Annotated in this window: 14 protein-coding genes; 10 read left to right on the forward strand and 4 right to left on the reverse strand. The window is 73.3% G+C overall.

The genetic code is table 11. The annotated features are described in order from the left end of the window. The first annotated feature begins 125 nt into the window (after positions 1–125). On the forward strand, positions 126–1,070 hold the full coding sequence (locus tag ACZ52J_RS16480; protein ID WP_465619397.1) for a tetratricopeptide repeat protein: 945 nt from the start codon (positions 126–128) through the stop codon (positions 1,068–1,070). A 104-nt stretch (positions 1,071–1,174) separates the two neighbouring features. On the opposite strand, the gene ACZ52J_RS16485 is transcribed toward ACZ52J_RS16480, so the two are convergent. After that, positions 1,175–1,990 (reverse strand): COG4705 family protein, encoded by an 816-nt coding sequence (locus tag ACZ52J_RS16485; protein ID WP_465619399.1) that lies wholly within the window; start codon positions 1,988–1,990, stop codon positions 1,175–1,177. A 79-nt stretch (positions 1,991–2,069) separates the two neighbouring features. Continuing rightward, complete coding sequence (locus ACZ52J_RS16490) at positions 2,070–2,702, reverse strand: hypothetical protein (protein WP_465619400.1); 633 nt, start codon at positions 2,700–2,702, stop codon at positions 2,070–2,072. Between the two features lie 138 nt (positions 2,703–2,840). On the opposite strand from ACZ52J_RS16490, the gene ACZ52J_RS16495 reads away from it, so the two are divergent. Together ACZ52J_RS16495 and ACZ52J_RS16500 are read left to right on the forward strand one after the other, a co-directional pair. Then, positions 2,841–3,518 carry a response regulator transcription factor gene (locus ACZ52J_RS16495; RefSeq protein ID WP_360490865.1) on the forward strand — a complete coding sequence of 226 codons (678 nt, stop codon included), beginning with the start codon at positions 2,841–2,843 and terminating at the stop codon, positions 3,516–3,518. Positions 3,519–3,540: 22 nt separating this feature from the next. Next, entirely contained in the window at positions 3,541–5,061 is a 1,521-nt protein-coding gene (locus tag ACZ52J_RS16500) for a sensor histidine kinase (RefSeq protein ID WP_465619401.1), read from the forward strand. Between the two features lie 49 nt (positions 5,062–5,110). On the opposite strand, the gene deoC is transcribed toward ACZ52J_RS16500, so the two are convergent. Continuing rightward, positions 5,111–5,803 carry a deoxyribose-phosphate aldolase gene (gene deoC / locus ACZ52J_RS16505; RefSeq protein ID WP_465619402.1) on the reverse strand — a complete coding sequence of 231 codons (693 nt, stop codon included), beginning with the start codon at positions 5,801–5,803 and terminating at the stop codon, positions 5,111–5,113. 257 nt (positions 5,804–6,060) lie between these two features. Here deoC and ACZ52J_RS16510 point away from each other — a divergent pair, with 257 nt between their 5' ends. The 5 genes from ACZ52J_RS16510 to ACZ52J_RS16530 all read left to right on the forward strand — a co-directional run bounded on the left by ACZ52J_RS16510 (position 6,061) and on the right by ACZ52J_RS16530 (position 11,887). Further along, positions 6,061–6,774 (forward strand): GntR family transcriptional regulator, encoded by a 714-nt coding sequence (locus ACZ52J_RS16510; protein WP_465619404.1) that lies wholly within the window; start codon positions 6,061–6,063, stop codon positions 6,772–6,774. 194 nt (positions 6,775–6,968) lie between these two features. Then, the gene (locus ACZ52J_RS16515; protein ID WP_465619406.1) at positions 6,969–8,216 is read left to right on the forward strand and encodes a zinc-dependent alcohol dehydrogenase; all 1,248 of its coding nucleotides are present in this window, start codon (positions 6,969–6,971) and stop codon (positions 8,214–8,216) included. After that, positions 8,213–9,544, forward strand: coding sequence for an MFS transporter (locus ACZ52J_RS16520; RefSeq protein ID WP_465619408.1), 1,332 nt, complete (start codon positions 8,213–8,215; stop codon positions 9,542–9,544). Before ACZ52J_RS16515 ends, ACZ52J_RS16520 begins: the two co-directional genes overlap by 4 nt. Next, the gene (locus tag ACZ52J_RS16525; RefSeq protein WP_465619410.1) at positions 9,531–10,913 is read left to right on the forward strand and encodes an amylo-alpha-1,6-glucosidase; all 1,383 of its coding nucleotides are present in this window, start codon (positions 9,531–9,533) and stop codon (positions 10,911–10,913) included. The genes ACZ52J_RS16520 and ACZ52J_RS16525 overlap by 14 nt, the downstream gene beginning before the upstream one ends. 2 nt (positions 10,914–10,915) lie before the next feature. Next, positions 10,916–11,887, forward strand: coding sequence for a Gfo/Idh/MocA family protein (locus ACZ52J_RS16530; RefSeq protein ID WP_465619412.1), 972 nt, complete (start codon positions 10,916–10,918; stop codon positions 11,885–11,887). Between the two features lie 72 nt (positions 11,888–11,959). On the opposite strand, the gene ACZ52J_RS16535 is transcribed toward ACZ52J_RS16530, so the two are convergent. After that, positions 11,960–14,065: a SpoIIE family protein phosphatase gene (locus tag ACZ52J_RS16535; RefSeq protein ID WP_465619414.1), complete on the reverse strand. Its 2,106-nt coding sequence runs from the start codon at positions 14,063–14,065 to the stop codon at positions 11,960–11,962. Between the two features lie 250 nt (positions 14,066–14,315). Between ACZ52J_RS16535 and ACZ52J_RS16540 the strand changes: the two genes are divergently transcribed. Both ACZ52J_RS16540 and ACZ52J_RS16545 read left to right on the forward strand, forming a co-directional pair. Then, the gene (locus tag ACZ52J_RS16540; protein ID WP_465619416.1) at positions 14,316–15,971 is read left to right on the forward strand and encodes a CocE/NonD family hydrolase; all 1,656 of its coding nucleotides are present in this window, start codon (positions 14,316–14,318) and stop codon (positions 15,969–15,971) included. A gap of 259 nt (positions 15,972–16,230) precedes the next feature. Then, positions 16,231–17,592 (forward strand): MFS transporter, encoded by a 1,362-nt coding sequence (locus tag ACZ52J_RS16545; protein WP_465619418.1) that lies wholly within the window; start codon positions 16,231–16,233, stop codon positions 17,590–17,592. Positions 17,593–17,642 lie beyond the last annotated feature (50 nt).

Genomic DNA, 17,642 nt, shown 5'->3' on the forward strand with positions numbered 1-17,642 from the left:
CATTACCGTTCGATCGATCGCCGTACGGAGCGGTAGGTTCACCGAATTCACCGGGGGCCGACGATTTCATTCCGATTCATTCCGGGGGCTGTCCGAAAATCCTCTTGGGGCCTAGGCTGCGGCCCGTGTCATTCCTCCGAAGAATTCGCGCCGCCTCCCCCGGCCTGCGCCCCGAGCTCGACGACGTCGAACTCGGCCGTGTCCGGCGACAGCTCAAGTCCTCGGGCCTGCCTGGTCAGAGCTCCATCCAGGCCGACCAGGTCGAACGGCTGCTGCGGGACACCGGCACGGACTGGGACCGTCGCGGGCACCGTTTGGGCGTGCTCGCCGAGACGGCGGCGCCCTCCGCCCTCGCGCGCAACTGGCGATTGCGTCGCCCGCGGAATGCGGACGCGCTGATTTTCGAGGCGTGGGTCGAACTCTTCCGCGGCCGGTACGCGGGACGGATGGAAGATCCCCGCGCGGCAGCCGAGAACTGCTATGACGCGGCCGACCTCCTGCCCGAAGATCCGACGCCGTGGGTGGTACTGCTCGGAATTCTGCGCCTGATGCGTGCCGAATCACGTGAGTTGATCGCCGTCTGGCACGAGGCCGCCGCACGCGACCCGTGGAACCGCGAGGCCCACCTGCAGATGCTGCGCTACCTGTCACCGGAGGAGTGCGGGTCACGCAGCGCCCAGCTCAACTTCGTGGACACGGTCCGGGCCTCGGCGCCGCCGACCGCGCCGACCGCCGGGGTGGAACTGACGGCGCTCGTGGACGAACACACCCGCACGGCGGCCGGGGGCGGCGTCGAGGCCCTGCTGGTCCGCCGCCAGTGGACGCACAACCGGGCGGTCAAGGCGCTCGACACCGCTCTGCACGAGTGGCCGCGGCACGGCGGACTGGTCCACGCTGCGGCGCTGGCCGATCTCAATCTGCTGGCCTTCGCCCTGGTCCAGGCGGGCCGCCCGAGCGAGAGCGGTGACGCGTTCCGCCGGATCGACAACACGGTCACCGCCTGGCCGTGGACACTCATCGGCGATCCGCTCCAGCAGTTCACCTACTGGCAGTCACGCGCGGCGGCCTGACACCCACCACACCGCGCGGGCTCCGCACCGCGCGGCCGCGGCCGACAGGCCACCGGACGGGGCGGCAGCCCGCCGGCCGGGACATCAGGCCGCCGGACGGGACCTCAGGCCGACGCCCGGGGCGCTCGCCGTTCGGCGGCGCTCAGCCACGCCACGGCCGCCACGATGACCACGGCGAGGACGAGACTGACCGGCCCGGTGCCGAGGTCCAGACCCCCGCGTTCCCGGCTGACACCGGCCCAGTCCGCGAAGCAGGCACCGAGCGGCCGGGTGAGGACGTAGGCCCACCAGAAGGTCAGGACCGGCGACAGCCCGGAGAAGCGGCGGGCGAGCGCGGGCACGACGATCAGGGCGGCGAACAGCAGCCCGGAGGGCAGGTAGCCCCACCCGAGGGTGGCCGCGGTCAGATCGCCGACGGCCGTGCCGAGGGCGAAGGTGGCCATGACCGCGCACCAGTAGAAGACCTCGCGCCGCCCGCCCCCGACCGTCTCCACCGCGAGCGTCCCCTCCGTCCGCCGCCACACGGCGAACACCAGGGCGAGGAGCACCGCGAACGCCACCGCGGAGGCGACGTACGGCACCCCGACGGCGACGTGCGCGACATCGGCCGCCATGGTGCCGAACACGCTCACCATGATCACCGCCGTCCAGTACACCGCCGGGACGTAGCGGCGGGCCCGGGCCTGCACGAACAGCGCGGCGACGAGCAGCAGCCCCGCCGAGCCGACCGCAGGGACCGGCCCCAGGACCCGGGCGAGGTAGTCGGAGGTGGTCTCGCCCATACCGGTGGTGAGGATCTTGACGACCCAGAACACCGCCGTGACCTGCGGGACCTTGCTCAACACGGACCGTGCGGGGACGGGCCGCCCGGGGACGGCCGGGCCGCGGTGGGCCGCTCGGGGGGTTGTCGTGGCGCCCATGACGGCGGCGCTCCCTTCTCTACGGCACGGCGTGGCCGCGCCTCGCTACGGCGCGGCCTGGCCGCGCCCGGTCGATGCGTCAGCCGCCCAGCACGGTGTTGCCGGTGACCGAGCCGGTGGCCCCGTCCACGGTCACGGCATGCCGCACGCCGTCGGCGCCGATCACCACGGCCCGCCAGGCCCGGCCACCGCCCTGTTCGGCGACCGTGGTCAAGGACTCGACCCTGCCGCCCGTGACGACGGACGCGGCCTTCGCCAGCGCGTCGGCGGCGTTGGTCGACGGCAGCGGCGCCGGTGCGGCGTGCCCGGCCCGGCCGTCCTCGTTCCCGTGGCCGGGGGCCGTGCGGCCCTCGTGACCCCGGTGACCCTCGCGATCCCGGCCGGCGCCCTGCCCGCCGCCTTGACCACCCTCGCGGCCGCCGTCACGGCCTTCGTCCTGACCGCCGTCCCGGCCGTCGTACCGCTCCTGGTCACCCGCCGCCGCCCACCGGCCGCCGCCGTGGCCCTCGTGCTCGTGGTGGACCGCCACCGCGGCCGCGCCACCGCCGATCACCACGACGGCCGCACCGGCCACGACCCAGCGCGCCGACCGACCGCGCACCCACCGGCCGCGCACCCACCGGCCGGCCCGCCCCAGGCCCGCACGCGCCTTGCCCGCGCCGCTCGTCACGTCGTTCTGCTGGGACTCCACGCCTTCTCTGGGCTCGCTCACGTACCCGCACCGCTCCTCGACCCGGCCCGGACCGTCCCCGGGCGACTGCGTCAGGATGGCGGGGCGTTGCTGAAGATCGGCTGAAGACCAGGAGGCACCCCCGGCCACCCGCTCCGGCGACCTGCGACCCTGGTGGGCATGCGTGTACTGGTGGTGGAGGACGAACGCCGGCTGGCCCTGGCCCTGCAGCACGGGCTGACCGCCGAAGGGTTCACGGTCGACACGGCCCACGACGGCCCGTCCGGCCTCGCCAAGGCCATGGACCACGCCTACGACGTCGTCGTGCTCGACATCATGCTGCCCGGCCTCAACGGCTACCGGGTGTGCTCACGCCTCCGGGCCTCCGGCAGCGACGTCGGCATCCTCATGCTCACCGCGAAGGACGGCGAGTGGGACGAGGCCGAGGCACTGGACACCGGCGCCGACGACTACCTGTCCAAGCCGTTCTCGTTCGTCGTGCTGGTCGCCCGGCTCAGGGCGCTGGCCCGCCGGATCGGCAGCCGCGCGCCCCGGCGCACCGTCCTGGGCGACCTCGTCGTGGACTCCGCCGCCCGTACCTGCACGCGGGCCGGCACGGGCGTCGCCCTCACCCCCCGGGAGTTCGCCATCCTCGACCACCTCGCCCGACGGGCCGGCGAAGCCGTGTCCAAACGGGAGATCCTCGACGCCGTCTGGGACGGCGGCCCCGACAGCGACCCGAACACCGTCGAGGTCCACGTCAGCGCGCTCCGACGCAAGATCGACACCCCGTTCGGGCGGGCCGCGGTGCAGACCGTGCGCGGCACCGGCTACCGGCTGGCGGCCGACGGTGGCTGACCCGACCATGCCTGACCCGACCATGCCTGACCCGCTGGTGGCTGACCCGACCACGGCGCGCCGCCGGATCCGCGCGGCACTGCACCGGCGCCTCGCCCGCCACCCCCGGGCCGCCGCCCTCGCCGACCGGCTGACACCGCGCTCGGTCCGCGCCCGCACCACCCTCGCCGCCTGCCTCAGCGTCGCCGTCGTCCTCGCCGTCGCCTCCGCCGCCGTCGTCCTCCTGCTGCGCGCCAACCTGGAACGAACCGTCGAGGACGGCGCCCGTGAACAGGCCCAGGCCGTCGCCCGCCTCGCCGAGGACGGGCGGCTCCCCGGCCAGCTCCCCCTCGACCACGGCACCGACTTCATCCAGGTCGTCGACGCGCACGGCACGGTGGTCGCCGCCAGTCAGAACCTGACCGGTCACCCCTCGGTCGCCCCCACCGGCCACCGCGACGGCCACACCACCTTCAACCTCCGCACCCTCGGCGACCAGCACCACCAGCGCGTCACCACGATCACCACCGCCACTCCGAGCGGCAGCGTCACCGTCCACGTCGGCGCGTCCCTGCGCACCGTCGACGCCGCCGAGGACCTGACCACCGCCGCGCTCGCCGCGCTGAGCGCGGTCCTGCTGATCACGGTCGGCGTCCTCACCTGGCGGGCGACCGGCCGTGCCCTGCGGCCGGTCGAGGCCATCCGCGCCGAGGTCGCCGCCATCGGCGACCGCGACCTGAACCGCCGCGTCCCCGAACCCCGCAGCGAGGACGAGATCGCCCGCCTCGCCGGCACCATGAACGCCATGCTCGAACGCCTCGAAGCCGCGGGCGTCCGGCAGCGCCGCTTCATCGCCGACGCCTCCCACGAACTGCGCAGCCCCCTGACCGTGCTGCGCACCCAGCTCGAGGTCGCCCTCGCCCACCCCGACCCCGACGTGCGCACCGACCTGACGGCCGGCGCGCTGGAGGACACCGAACGCCTCCAGGCCCTCGCCGCCGACCTCCTGCTGCTCGCCCGCCTCGACTCCTCCGGCCGCGACCGGCCCGGGGAACCCGTCGACCTCGCCGCGCTGGTGCACACCACGATCGCGGCCCGCGGCGCCGAACCCCACCCCGTGACCGTGCACACGCCCGTCCCCGTCACGGTGTCCGGCCATCCCCTGTGGCTGGGCCGGCTCCTGACCAATCTGCTCGACAACGCCCAACGCCATGCCCGGCACGCGGTCACCGTCCGCCTCGGCACGGACCGGGCCACCGGCCTTGCGGTCCTGGACGTGGCCAACGACGGGCCCCCGATCGAACCCGCCGACCGCGAGAAGATCTTCGAACGCTTCACCCGCCTCGACGACGCCCGCAGCCGCGACGACGGCGGCGCCGGCCTCGGCCTGCCGATCGCCCGCGACATCGCCGCCCTCCACGGCGGCACCCTCACCGTCCTCGGCGTGACGGGCGTGACGGGCGTGACCGGCGTGACCGGCGTGACCACCTTCCGCACCCGCCTACCGGCCGCCCCGACCGCCCCGACCGCCGCCCCGAACACCCGGCCGACGTCCGACGGCTGACCCAGGGTCGTCCGCCCGCCGCCCGGGGCGGGGGCGGCCGGGTGCGGGATCAGGCAGCGGCCTGGCGGGCGGCCAGGTCGTCCAGGATGGTGGCGGTGGCGGTCGCACCGAAGCGTTCGGCGCCGGCGGCCACGAACTCCAGCATGCGGTCGAGGGTGCGGACCCCTCCGGCTGCCTTGACCCTCATGTGGGCGGGGACGTTCGCCCGCATCAACCGGACGTCCTCCAGGGTCGCGCCACCGGGCGCGAAGCCGGTCGAGGTCTTGACGAAGTCCGCGCCCGCCAGCGTGCTGAGCCGGCAGGCGCGCAGCTTGTCCTCGTCATCGAGGTAGGCGTTCTCGAAGATCACTTTGGTGAGGCCGGCATCCGCAGTGGCATCGACGACCGCCGCGATGTCCTCCCGCACCGCGTCGTCCTCCCCGCCGCGCAGCAGGCCGATGTTGAGCACCATGTCGAGTTCGGTCGCACCCGCCGCCAGGGCGTCGACGGCTTCGCCCGCCTTGGCCGCCGTGGTGGAACCGCCGTGGGGGAAGCCGATGACGGTGCCGACCTCGACGGCGGTGCCGGCGAGCGCCTTGACCGCCAGGGGGACGTCGGCGGGGCGCACGCAGACGGAGGCGACGTCGTAGGCCGCGGCGAGCTCACAGCCGCGCAGCACCTCGGCGGTGGTCAGTTCGGGCCGCAGGAGCGAGTGGTCGATCATCTTGGCGAGCTGCCGGACGTCGATGCCGGTGGAGTCCATGAGCCTGTCCTAGGGGTGAGGCGTTTCGCGTCGCACCGGTCAGGGCGCGACAGCGCGGACAGTCCGACGGTAACCTCAGGCTGTCTAGCTGTCTATACAGCCGACCCGGAGATCGGGGCAGGAACACATATGGCGGACATCACAGTGCACGCCTCTTGCCCTTGGCGTATTTCACCGTGGAATGTCCCGCTCTGTACTGGTCTACGCTGGTTGACTAGACAGCTAGACGGCGTATTCTCAATTTCGGAGGGCCCCTTTTGGAAACGGATTTCGCGCCCAGGTACCACCGGATCGAACAGGCCCTCCGAAACCGGATCGCCGAGCATCGACCGCACGACCCGCTCCCGTCGGAGACGGATTTGTGCGAGGAATTCGGGGTGAGCCGCATGACTGCCCGAGCGGCCGTTCAAGGGCTCGTCACGGAAGGCCTGGTGTACCGGATCCCCGGGCGCGGGACATTTGTCGCGGAACCGCCGACCCACCGTCGCGCGGAAAACCTGGTCCGATTCAGCGAGGAAATGCGCAGACAGGGCCGCAAGCCCTCGTCACAACTGATTTCGGCGAGTCTCCGGGCTGCCCTGCCGGAGGAGATCCACCGGCTCCGGCTGCGGAAATCCGCACAGGTCGTGGAGGTCAGCCGGGTGCGGTTGGCCGACGGGGTCCCGACCGCACTGGAGCGGGCGGTGTTCCCCGAGGCCCTCGCCGCCCTGCTGGAGGTCGACTTCCGCACGGCGTCGATGCACGAGGCGCTCGCCGGGCTCGGCCGGACGCCGACCCGCGGACACGCGTCCATCAGGGCCGCCGCGGCCGGCGAGCGGGAGGCGGAGCTGCTGGCGGTGGCTCCGGGCACCGCCCTGCTCGTCGAACAGCGCCTCATCGTGGACCAGGACGAACAGCCCCTGGAACTCACCGAATCCCGGTACGTGGGCGACAGATACGCCCTGGACGTCGCCTTCGAGGTCGATTCCTGAGGCGATTCCTGAGGCGATCTGCCGAGATCACCTGGTCATCCCGTCATCCGTGCGGCTCTCGGGCCGCACGGATGACGCGGATGTCGACCACGTGGGAGAAATTTCCGACGGGGAACTGCACGATCGGCGGGCAGTACGGCCCGAGCGGGCGATACGACCCGATCCGATTCCAGTAGTGGAAGACACTTTCATGCGTGGAGGGAAAAGCCGTGTACGCGTACCTGATGACCTCTCCCGGGGAAATCAACCGCACCCTGGTGCCTGATCCGGAATGCCGTGAGGACGAAATCCTGCTGCAGACCGAGGCGGTTTCCATCTGTTCGACCGACGTCTCCTACTTCCGCGGCCACCTCTTTCCGGAAGCCTGGCCGATCATTCCCGGACACGAATACGTGGGAAGGGTCGTCGAGGTCGGCAAGCGACTCCGGGACGACGTACTACCGGGCGACCGGGTGACCTACTGGGGACAGACCGACTTCGGCGGGATGGCCGAGTACCGGGCGCTGCGGCCGCTCTTCCCGGGACGGCTCGGCGTGGAGACGGCCTGGTACACCGGGCGCAACTTCTACGACGCCGACCAGGCCGCGGCCGTCGTCCTGCCGGCGCACGTGCCCTCGGACCTGGCCTCCGTGATCGAGCCGCTGACCTCGGTCCTGCGGTCGTTACTGCTCAACCCGCCGAAGCCGGGCGACACCTGCGTCGTCCTCGGCTGCGGCCCCAGCGCCCAGCTTGCCGTCCAGGTGCTGCACCGCCACCTCGGCGCCGGCTCGATCACCGTGCTGGACCGCAACAGCGACCGGATGGCTGTCGCGCTGCGGCACGGGGCCTCCCACGCCTTCAACACGGACACCCAGGCGCCGGAGCTCGAAGCGTACGTGCGCGAGCACCACGACCAGTACGCGGACTACGTGTTCGACGCGCTGCCCCACATCTCGGCGCCGGCCCGCTCGGCCGGGCAGGCCGACGCCCCGGACAAGGACATCCGGGAGATCGCGATGGGCCTGTTGCGCCCCGGCGGCTCGTACGTCATCTACGGCGCGACGGCCGTCCCGCAGCGGCTCAACACCTGGATGATCCTGGCCAAGGGCCTCAAGCTGCTCTCCACCCCCTTCGACGTCCGCTCGTTCCCGATGGCCCGCTCCGCGCACGTCACCGCCGTGGCCCTGCGGCTCGTCGAGTCGGGCCTGGTCGACCCCGCCCCACTGATCACCACCCGTGCCTGTATCGACGACGAGGACGCCGTCCGCGAGGCGTTCACCGGCTACGGGCGGGGCGCCTCGATGAAGACCTCGCTGCTCGCCCCGTCCGTCCTCCTCGACCACGTGCGCCGCACGGCCGCCGCGGCCGACTCCGTCCCCGTCGGCTTACCCGCCGACGCCGTCCGGGCCGACACCGTCCGGGCCGACGGTCCCTTCGCCGAGCAGACCGGGATACCGGGGTGACCGGCACCGACCCCGGCACCGACTTACCGGTCGCCCCGGTTCACCGGCCCCCCGCCTTCGTCCGGGACCGGCTGACCACCACGGCCTACGGCGGACTGGCCGTGTACGCCTACCTCCTGTACGCGCTCGGCCCACTGCTGCCGCTCCTGCGCCACGACCTGCGGCTGAGCTACGCGCTGATGAGCCTGCACTCCACGGCCTTCGCCGCCGGTGCGATCCTCACCAACCTGCTGTTCCGCCGGCTCCGGACGCGGGTGGGCCACCGGATGCTGTTCTGGTCCGCGCTCGCGGCCCTCGCCCTGGGGTCGCTCCTCCTGGCGACCGCGCTGTCGGCCGCCGTCACGCTCGGTGCGGCCGTCCTGGGCGGCATCGGCGGGGCGCTGCTGCAGACCACGGCCCTGGCGGTGCTGGCCGAGCACCACGGCGCGGACGAGTCACTCCGGGCGCGGGCCCTGGTCGAGGCCAACGCCGCCGCGAGCGTCAGCGCACTCGCCGCACCCCTGGTCATCAGCGGCCTGGAGAGTGCCGGGGCGGCCTGGAACTGGTGCCTGGTGCTGCCCGTCCTCGCACTGGCGGCCATGTACCCGGCGCTCCGCAACGAGCCGCTGCGCCCACGCACCCCCGCCGTCCCCGACGCACCCGACGCACCCGACGCACCCGACGCACCGACTGCCCCGACCACCACCACCGTCCACCCGGCGGAGGCCGACCGGCCGACGGGCGCGTTCCCGCTCCGCGCCGCCCTGTGCGGTCTCGTCGTGGGCTTCGAGTTCTGCCTCGCCTACTACGCCGCGCCCCTTCTCGCCAACGCCATCCACCTGACGGACAGTCAGGCATCGGCGGCGCTCGCCCTGTTCTACGGCGGCGAGCTGGCCGGCCGCCTGGCGGGGAGCAGGCTGACGGCCGGGGCCCGCTCCGCCCGCTCGGCCGCGCTGGTCGCCGGCTCCCTGACCGTCGCCGCCACCGGGTTCCTCCTGCTGTGGCTCGCCTCCACCACCTGGCTCGCCCTGCTGGGCCTGATCATCGGCGGACTGGGGGTCGCCAACCTCTTCCCGCTGACCCTCGCGCTCGCGGTGAGCGCTGCGCCCGGCCGCACCGACCAGGCCACGGCCCGCGTCCAACTCGCGGTCAGCACCTGCATCATGCTTGCGCCCCTGCTGCTCGGCACGCTGTCCGACCGCCTCGGCGTCCGCTCGGCCTTCGGCCTCGCCGGCTGCCTGCTGCCGCTCGCCGCACTGCTGCTCGCCGCCCGGCGACGGCGCCCCGCCCCCACGACCGCCCCTGCCCATGTGTCCTCCACGGGAGTCACCCCGCATGTCCGTCACTGAGCGCACCGAGAGCGCGGACAGCCGCGCCGAGAGCTCCGAGAGCATCGCCCAGAGCTCCGCAGTGGCCCGCGACACCCTGGCCCGCAACCACCGCACCGGCTTCTCCCGGGCGGCCCAGCGCCCCTACGACTTCACCTGCCCCTCCCCCGACAGCTACCCCTTCCAGTGGGCCTGGGACAGCAGCTTCCACGCCATCGCCCTCACCCACGTCGACGCGGTCCGGGCCCGGGACGAACTGCGCTCCCTGCTCGGCGCGGTCACCCCGACCGGCTTCCTCCCGCACATGGTCCTGTGGCAGGACGACCTCCGGCCGCGCGCCACCGCGGACTTCAGGATCGACCTCTGGGAGGGGTGGCGGTCCGTCACCATCGCACCGCCCGTGGTGGCCCGGGCCGTCGAGCGGGTGTACCGGGCCACCGGCGACGACCTCTGGCTGCGTCGCGTCCTGCCACCGACGCTCGCCTTCTTCGGCTGGCTCAGGGACCATCGCACGAGCCCCGGCACCGGACTCCTCGAGATCTACCAGCCCGACGAGTCCGGACTGGACAGCAGTCCCAAGTACGACGCCGCCCTCGGTATCCAGTCGGCCGCCGAGGACGCCGTGCACACCGCCTGGCACCGCGCGATGCGGTCGCTCATCACGGCCTACGCCTCCCCCTCCCGCACGCCCGAGACCCCGCTCCGTGACCGGAGGCTGTTCGTCTGGAACGACGTGCTCGTCAACACCGTCTACGCCGACGGGCTGGCCTGCCTGGCCCGGCTCGCCCGAACGGTCGAATCGAACGGGCGTACGGCGGAGCGGCTGGCCGGGGAGTCCCGCGCGATCGGCACCGCGCTGATGCGGCACTGCTGGGACGAGGCCACCGGCGCCTTCCAGGACCTCGACCTCGTCGCCGGCGAACGCAGTGACGTCCTCACCGCCAGTTCGCTCCTGCCCATCCTCCTCGACTCGGTACCGGAAACCGCCGCCCGCCGGGTCATCGAACAACACCTGCTGAACGAGCGGGAGTTCTGGCGTCCCCATCCGATACCCAGCGTCGCCGCCACCGAGCCGTCGTACGACGCCTCGTTCCGCACCGGCGCCATCTTCCGCGGCTCCAGCTGGGTCAACCTCAACTGGTACCTGTACTGGGGGCTGCGCAAGCGCGGCTACCGCACGGAAGCCGACACCCTCGCGGCCCGCACCTGCGCGCTCGTCGCGGCCTCGGGCACCCGGGAGTGCTACGGGCCGGAGGACGCCGCCGGGCACGGCGCGCGCTCCTTCGGCTGGAGCTCCCTCGTCCTGGACCTGGCCTCCGCCATGACGACAGCGACCACGAGGACGACGACGGCAACGGCAACGGCAACGACAACGACGGAGGAGGACTGACCATGGCCAACTGGGGTTTCCTGGGCGCCGGTTCGATCGCCGCCTCCAGCCTCGCACCCGCCGTCCACGCGGCCGACGGGCCGCGCCTGCACGCCGTCGCCGCGACCGACTCCCGGCGGGCCCGGGCGCTCGACCCCGCGCGGGTGTACACCCGCTACGAGGAGCTGCTGGACGACCCCGCCGTCGACATCGTCTACGTCGCGCTCCACAACAGCGCCCACCGCCCGTGGGTGGACCGCGCCCTGCGCGCGGGCAAGCACGTCCTGTGCGAGAAGCCGCTCGGGCTGACCGCCGCGGAGGTCACCGCCATGACGGCCACCGCCCGCGCCGCCGGCCGACTGCTCGTCGAGGCCGCCTGGAACCGCTGGCACCCGCGCACCCGCGACCTCGAGTCCATGATCACCCGCGGCGCGATCGGCACCGTCCACACCGTCACCGCCCGGTTCGACGGCCTCGCCCCCGCTCCCGGCAACTACCGCCTCGACGCCGCCCTCGGCGGCGGCGCCCTCTACGACGTCGGCTACTACGCCGTCTCGGCCGCCCTCGCCGCCTTCGGCTGGCGGACCCCGAGGGTCGTCCGGGCCGAGCAGGACCACTGGCGGCCCGGCTCCGCCGACTCGGCCACCCGCTTCCTGCTCGAGTTCCCCGACCGGGGGACGGCCGAGGTCGGCTGCTCGCTCGTGGGCGGCATGGCCGAGACCTTCACCACCACCGGCACGAGCGGCTCGATCACCCTCACCCCACCGGCCTTCTGCGCCGGCGCCGCCCCCAGCACGCTCACGTCCACCGTCGGGGGCCGGCGCCACTACCCGGCCCAGGACCCGTACCGCCTCATGGTCGAGGCGATGGACGCCGCGGCGGACGGCGACACCTCCGCCCACCTCGTCCCGCTCGAGGAGTCGCTTCTCATCGCCACCACGCTGGACTCCGTGCGGAGCCGTCTCTCCCGCCGGGACAGCCGCCGGGACAGCTGACGCACCCGTCCACCCGCCCCGCCCGAGGCATCGCACCGGTTCAGCGACGCGCCGGTTCATCGACGCACCGGTTCAGCGACGCGCGGGTCCGGCCGCGTGCGACAGCGGCCGGACCCGGGCGACCAGGAGGGCGATGTCGTCGTTCCCACCCTGGTGGTGCAGGGCGCCGAGGAGGAGGTCGCAGGTCTCCTCCGGGGAACTGCGGGGCCGGCCGAGGAGGTCGGTGAGGGCCGTGAGCCGCACGTCGATGTCGTGGTCGCGGGTCTCCACCAGCCCGTCGGTGTAGAAGACGAGTTCGTCGCCGGTCCTGAGGTCGATCGGGGTGTCGTGGAAGGCGATCCCGCCGACGCCCAGGGGTGCGCCGGTGGGCAGGTCGAGCAGGACCGGCCGGCGGCCCGGGTGGGTGTGGACCGGGGGCAGGTGGCCGGCGATGGCGATGCGACAGCGGTGGTGGCGCGGGTCGTAGAGGGCGTAGACGCAGGTGGCGATGGACTCTCCGAGACCGGCGGCGATGCTGTCGAGGTGGGTGAGGACGGCGGCCGGCTCCAGGTCGAGGCCGGCCAGTGTCCTTGCGGCGGTGCGGAGTTGGCCCATCGTGGCGGCGGCGGTGATGCCGCTTCCCATCACGTCGCCGACGACCAGCGCGGTCCGGTCGGCGGTCAGCGGGATGACGTCGAACCAGTCGCCGCCGACCTCGCCGACGCCGGAGGCCGGCTGGTAGCGGTAGGCGACCTCCAGCCCGGGCGGCTGCGGGGGCGGGCCGGGCAGCAGGTGCCGCTGGAGGGCGAGCGCGGCGTGGCGCTGGCGTTGGTACCAGCGGGCGTTGTCGATGGCGACGGCGGCGCGGGCGGCCAGTTCACCGGCCAGGACCACGTCGTCATGGTCGAACGGCTGCTTGTTGCGGGCCCGTTTGAGATCGAGCGCACCCAGGACCTGGCCGCGGGCGCGCAGCGGCACGGCCAGGTAGGAGTGGATCCCGGCCTGCCGGAGCAGCTCGACCGCCTCCGCGTCGCGGGCGATGCGCGGCAGGTCACGGTCGGTGACGCGGGCCAGCAGGATCGGGCGGCCGGTACGGGCACAGCGGGTGACCAGGCGGGTCGCGTCGTAGCGGGCGATCTGCCCGACCGGATCGGCGGCCTCGACGGCGGGCGTGGGGTGGGCGGCCTTGACAGCGAGGGCGCGGAACAGGGCCGGACGTTTCCGGTCCTCCGTCGGCGCGCTGTCGGTGAGGATGTCCTCCAGGATGTCGACGGCCGCGATGTCGGCGAATTCCGGGACGAGGACGTCGGCGAGCTCGCGTGCGGTGACGTCGAGATCGAGGGTGGTGCCGATGCGCTCGGAGGCGTCGGCGATCACGGTCAGGCGCCGCCGGGCCGCCGCCGCGGCGGTGGCCGCCCGGTGCTGCTCGGTGACGTCGACGACCGAGACGGCGACGCCGATCACCCGGTGCGCGGGGTCCTCCAGCCGGTGGAAGGACGCCGACCAGGCGTGCTCGACGCCGGGGTCGGCGCGGGTGTGTCCGGTGGTGAACTGGTTCAGCAGCGGCGACCCGGTGGCCAGCACCTCCCGCATGGCCGCCTCGATCGCCTCGGTGTCCAGGAACGGCAGGGCTTCCCGGACGGTGCGGCCCAGGTGCCGGGCGGCGGGCAGTCCGTTGATGCGTTCCAGCGCCGGGTTGACCAGGACGAAGCGCAGCTCGGTGTCCATCACGGACAGCCCGATCGGGGACTGCTCCACCAGGCGCAGCGACAGTGCGAGGTCCCGTTCGAGGCGCCGCAGCGTGGCCTGGTCCGAGGCCAGGCCGAGCGCGTAGGACCGGCCGCTCTCGTCCTCCAGGCGCATGTTGCGGAACTCGACCAGCAGCGTGGACCCGTCCTTGTGTCGGACCGGGAGGACCCCGGCCCACGCCCCGCCGCCGGCCATCACCTTCGCGAACGGTTCCAGCACCCGGTCCAGGAGCCGCTCCTCGACCAGCACCCGGGCGGCCGGGTGCCCGAGGGCCTCCGCGGCCGGGTAGCCGAAGAGGTCCTCGGCCTGCGGGCTCCACAGCACGATCCGCCCCTCCGCGTCCAGCACCACCGCGGCGACGCCCAGGACGTCCAGCAGCCCACCGGCCTCCAGTCCGGGATCCCGCTCCGGCGGGACGGCACCCGACGGCTCCGCGTGCCCGGCGTCCATCCGGCCACCTCCTCCCGCCGCACCTGATGGATGGGGTTCACTCCATCGTCCCGCCTCGCTTCCCGGCCGCCAGCCGGGCGGCCCCGGAGCCGGCATGTGATCGGAATGTCCTGGCTCTCGGCTCTCCCGGACCGTCCGGGCATCACCGGTGTTACTGGCTGGTAATTTGGCTGATCATCATCTCCCCTGAGGTTTCGTCAGCTGGCTACGCTCCGGCAGTCAAGCAGTACGAGCACAGATGGAGCACGTCATGGAACGACCCACCCCCAGCCGTGGACGCCGGACGGCGAGCGCCGTCCTCGCGGCGACGCTCGCCCTCGGCGGGGCCGCCGTCGCACAGCCCGCCGTCGCACAGCCCGCCGTCGCGGAGGCGCCGTCCGGGGCCGCGGTGGGCGTCGGGTCGTTCCGGCTGGCCGACATCCCGGCGAAGGACGGCGTCGTCCTCAAGGCCGACGTGTTCACCCCGGCCCCCGGGACGCCGTGGGCCGATCCCCAGGGGCGCTACCCGCTGGTGGTGCAGCCGGCCAGCTGGGGGCAGAACGACCTGGAGTACGTCGCCCAGGGCCGTGCGCTCGCCGCCGAAGGGTACGTCGTCGTCACCTACACGGTGCGGGGCTTCTGGGGCTCCGGCGGGGAGGTCGACGTCGCCGGGCCCAAGGACGTCGCGGACATCTCCACGGTGATCGACTGGGCGCTCGCACACACCCCGGCCGACCCGGACCGGGTCGGCATGGTGGGGCTCTCACTGGGCGGCGGCCTGACCCTGCTCGGCGCCGCCTTCGATCCGCGGATCAAGGCCGTCGCCTCGCTCAGCGGCTGGGGCGACCTCACCGACTCGCTCTACAGCGGGCAGACCCGGCACCTGCAAGCGGCGGCCGTGCTCGCCGGCATCCAGGCTCCGACCGGCCGCAAGAGCCCCGAGTTCGCGCGGGTGCTGGACGACCTCTTCGCCGACCGCGACCTGCCCGAGGTCATCGACTGGGCGGACACCCGCTCCCCCGCGCGCTACCTGGACCGGATCAACGCGAACGGCACCGCCGTCCTGATGGCCAACGCCTGGGGCGACAGCTTCTTCAACCCCAGCCAGGTCGCCGACTTCTACCAGCGGCTGACCGTGCCCAAGCGCCTCGAACTGCGCCCCGGCGACCACGCGAGCCAGGAGTTCACCGGACTGCTCGGACTGTCCAACGCCACCTGGGACAGCGCGCGTTCGTGGCTCGACCAGTACGTCAAGGGAGCCCCGGCCCCGGGCAGCCGCACGCAGCCGGTCCAGCTCGACGTCCGCCCCTCCGGCGTGCCCGAGAGCCACGCCGACTGGCAGTCCGTCAGCTCCCGCACCGAGCGCCTCGCGGTCGGCGCCGACACCCTCGGCGCCGACGCCCACGGCGATCCGGCCTCCGTCACGTGGCAGAGCACCGTGCTCGGCGGCACCCCCTCCGGCGCGAGCGGCGGCGTCGCCCTGCTGTCCGGGCTGGTCGACCAGGCGGTGCACCAGCCGCCGACCGTGGCCGTCCCGCTGCTGGCCCGCTCGGCCGCCGTCGTCCGGACGTCGCAGCCCTACCCGCAGGGCCTGTCGCTGCGCGGCGTCGCCCGGGTGCACAGCACGGTCACCGCGTCGACCCCGCAGGGCACGGTCGTCGCCTACCTCTATGACGTGGACGCGCTCGGCATCGGCCGGCTGGTCTCGCACGCGCCGCAGAGCTGGTCCGGACGGACGCCCGGGCAGCCCTTCCCGCTGGACGTCCCGCTCTTCGCCACGGCGTACGACGTGCCGGCCGGCCACCGCCTGGCCCTGGTGCTGGGCACCCGGGACGCCCTGTACGGCGGGGAGACCCCGCTCGGCTCCCAGGTGACCTTCGGCTCGACCACGGCCGACCCGGCCGAGCTGACGCTGCCGGTGCGCTGATCGCCCGACACCGCCCACTCGACGAGCGCGTACGGCAGGACGGGTGACCAACGAGGCTCCCCGGCGGAACAGTTGAGACGTCAGACAGCTCACTCGACCGCCGGGGAGCCTCGTTCGTCCCGCACCCGGGCCGAATCGTCTTCCGAATCGGGTTCACCGGCTTTATCCCGCATTTCCAGGACCCGGTCGACGTTTCCGATGTCGCGTGTTTGAATTTCCCGGACGTGTCGGTGGACACCGACCGGAACGGGGAGGGAAAATGACCAGCCCGCAAAGGACGGAAAGGGCGGAAAGGGCGGATAACGACGCGCTCGCGGATCGCGTGGCGGCCGGCGATCCGAACCTTTCCACCGAACGGACAAACCTTTCGGCCCGCCGTGATTTCCGCGCGTACTGGCTCGGCCAGACCGTGAGCGTCATGGGCCACCAGGTGGCGATCTTTCTCTTTCCGACCACCGCCATCGTCCTGTTCCACGCGTCCGATCTCGGCGTCGGCCTGCTGAATGCCGTGGGCACTGCTCCCTATCCGGTGCTGGCGCTCTTCGCCGGTGTCGTGATGGACCGGCGGCGGCGCAGGCCGGCCATGATGTGGTCGACCGCGGGCACGATGCTGGCGCTCGCCGCGATCCCCCTGGCCGCCGCCGCCGGGGTGCTGGGCATGGCGGAACTGTGCGTGGCGGCGCTCGCCGCCGGTTCGTTCGGCGTCCTCTACGACGTCGCCAACCAGTCGCACCTGCCGACCCTGCTGCCGAGGGAGATGCTGCCGCGGGCGAACGCCAGGCTGGAGGTGTCCACCTCCCTCGCCATGCTCGGCGCGCCCGCCCTGGGCGGCCTGCTCGGCCAGTACCTCTCCGGTACGACGGCGCTGGCGGTGGTCGCCGCCACCTTCGTCCTCCCGATCCTGACGCTCATGAGCCTTCGCACCCCGGAGCCCCCGGCGCCGCCACGGCAGCCGGGGGCTTCGATGTTCGCCGAGATGAAGGAGGGCGTCGCGGCCCTGTGGCAGCACCCGCTGCTGCGCCCCACGACGGTGGCCGCCGTGCTGCGGAACCTGGGCAACGCGGCCGCCTCGACGGTGTCGCTGCTCTTCGCCTACCGGACCCTCGGGCTCCCGCCCGGGACGGTCGGGGTGCTCTTCACCCTGGTGGGCCTCGGCGGGGTCGGCGGCGCGTGGATGGCGGACCGGCTGCTGGCCCGCTTCGGCCTCGGGACGACCCTCGCCGCCGCCTGCGCCTCCGGAGCCGTGTGGGCCGCCGCCCCGCTGGCCCTGTGGCTGCCGGCCGTGCCGACCCTGGTGGTGGTCGGCGCGGCAGCCTCGGTGTGGGTGCCGGTGTGGAACGCCACGATCACCACCTTGCGGCAGTCGGTGATCAGGCCGGATCTGCTCGGCCGGGTGCACGCGACGTCACGGACCATCAACTTCTGCGCGATGCCGCTCGGAGCCCTGCTGGGCGGGGTGGCCACCGATGTCCTGGGCGGCGCCCTGGGCCCGAAGGCCGGCACCGGATGGGCGCTCGTGCTGACCGGGCTGGCGTCGGCGGCCGCGACGGTCGTGCTGCTCCGCTCCGAACTGCGCTCGGTGCGGGAGATCCCCGGTGTCGCGAGCGAGTCGGCAGCGTGAGCGGGTGAGCGAACGAAGGGACGTCCCGCACCCGCGCGGGACGTCCCTTC

Source organism: Kitasatospora sp. NPDC034035 (assembly GCF_055575755.1).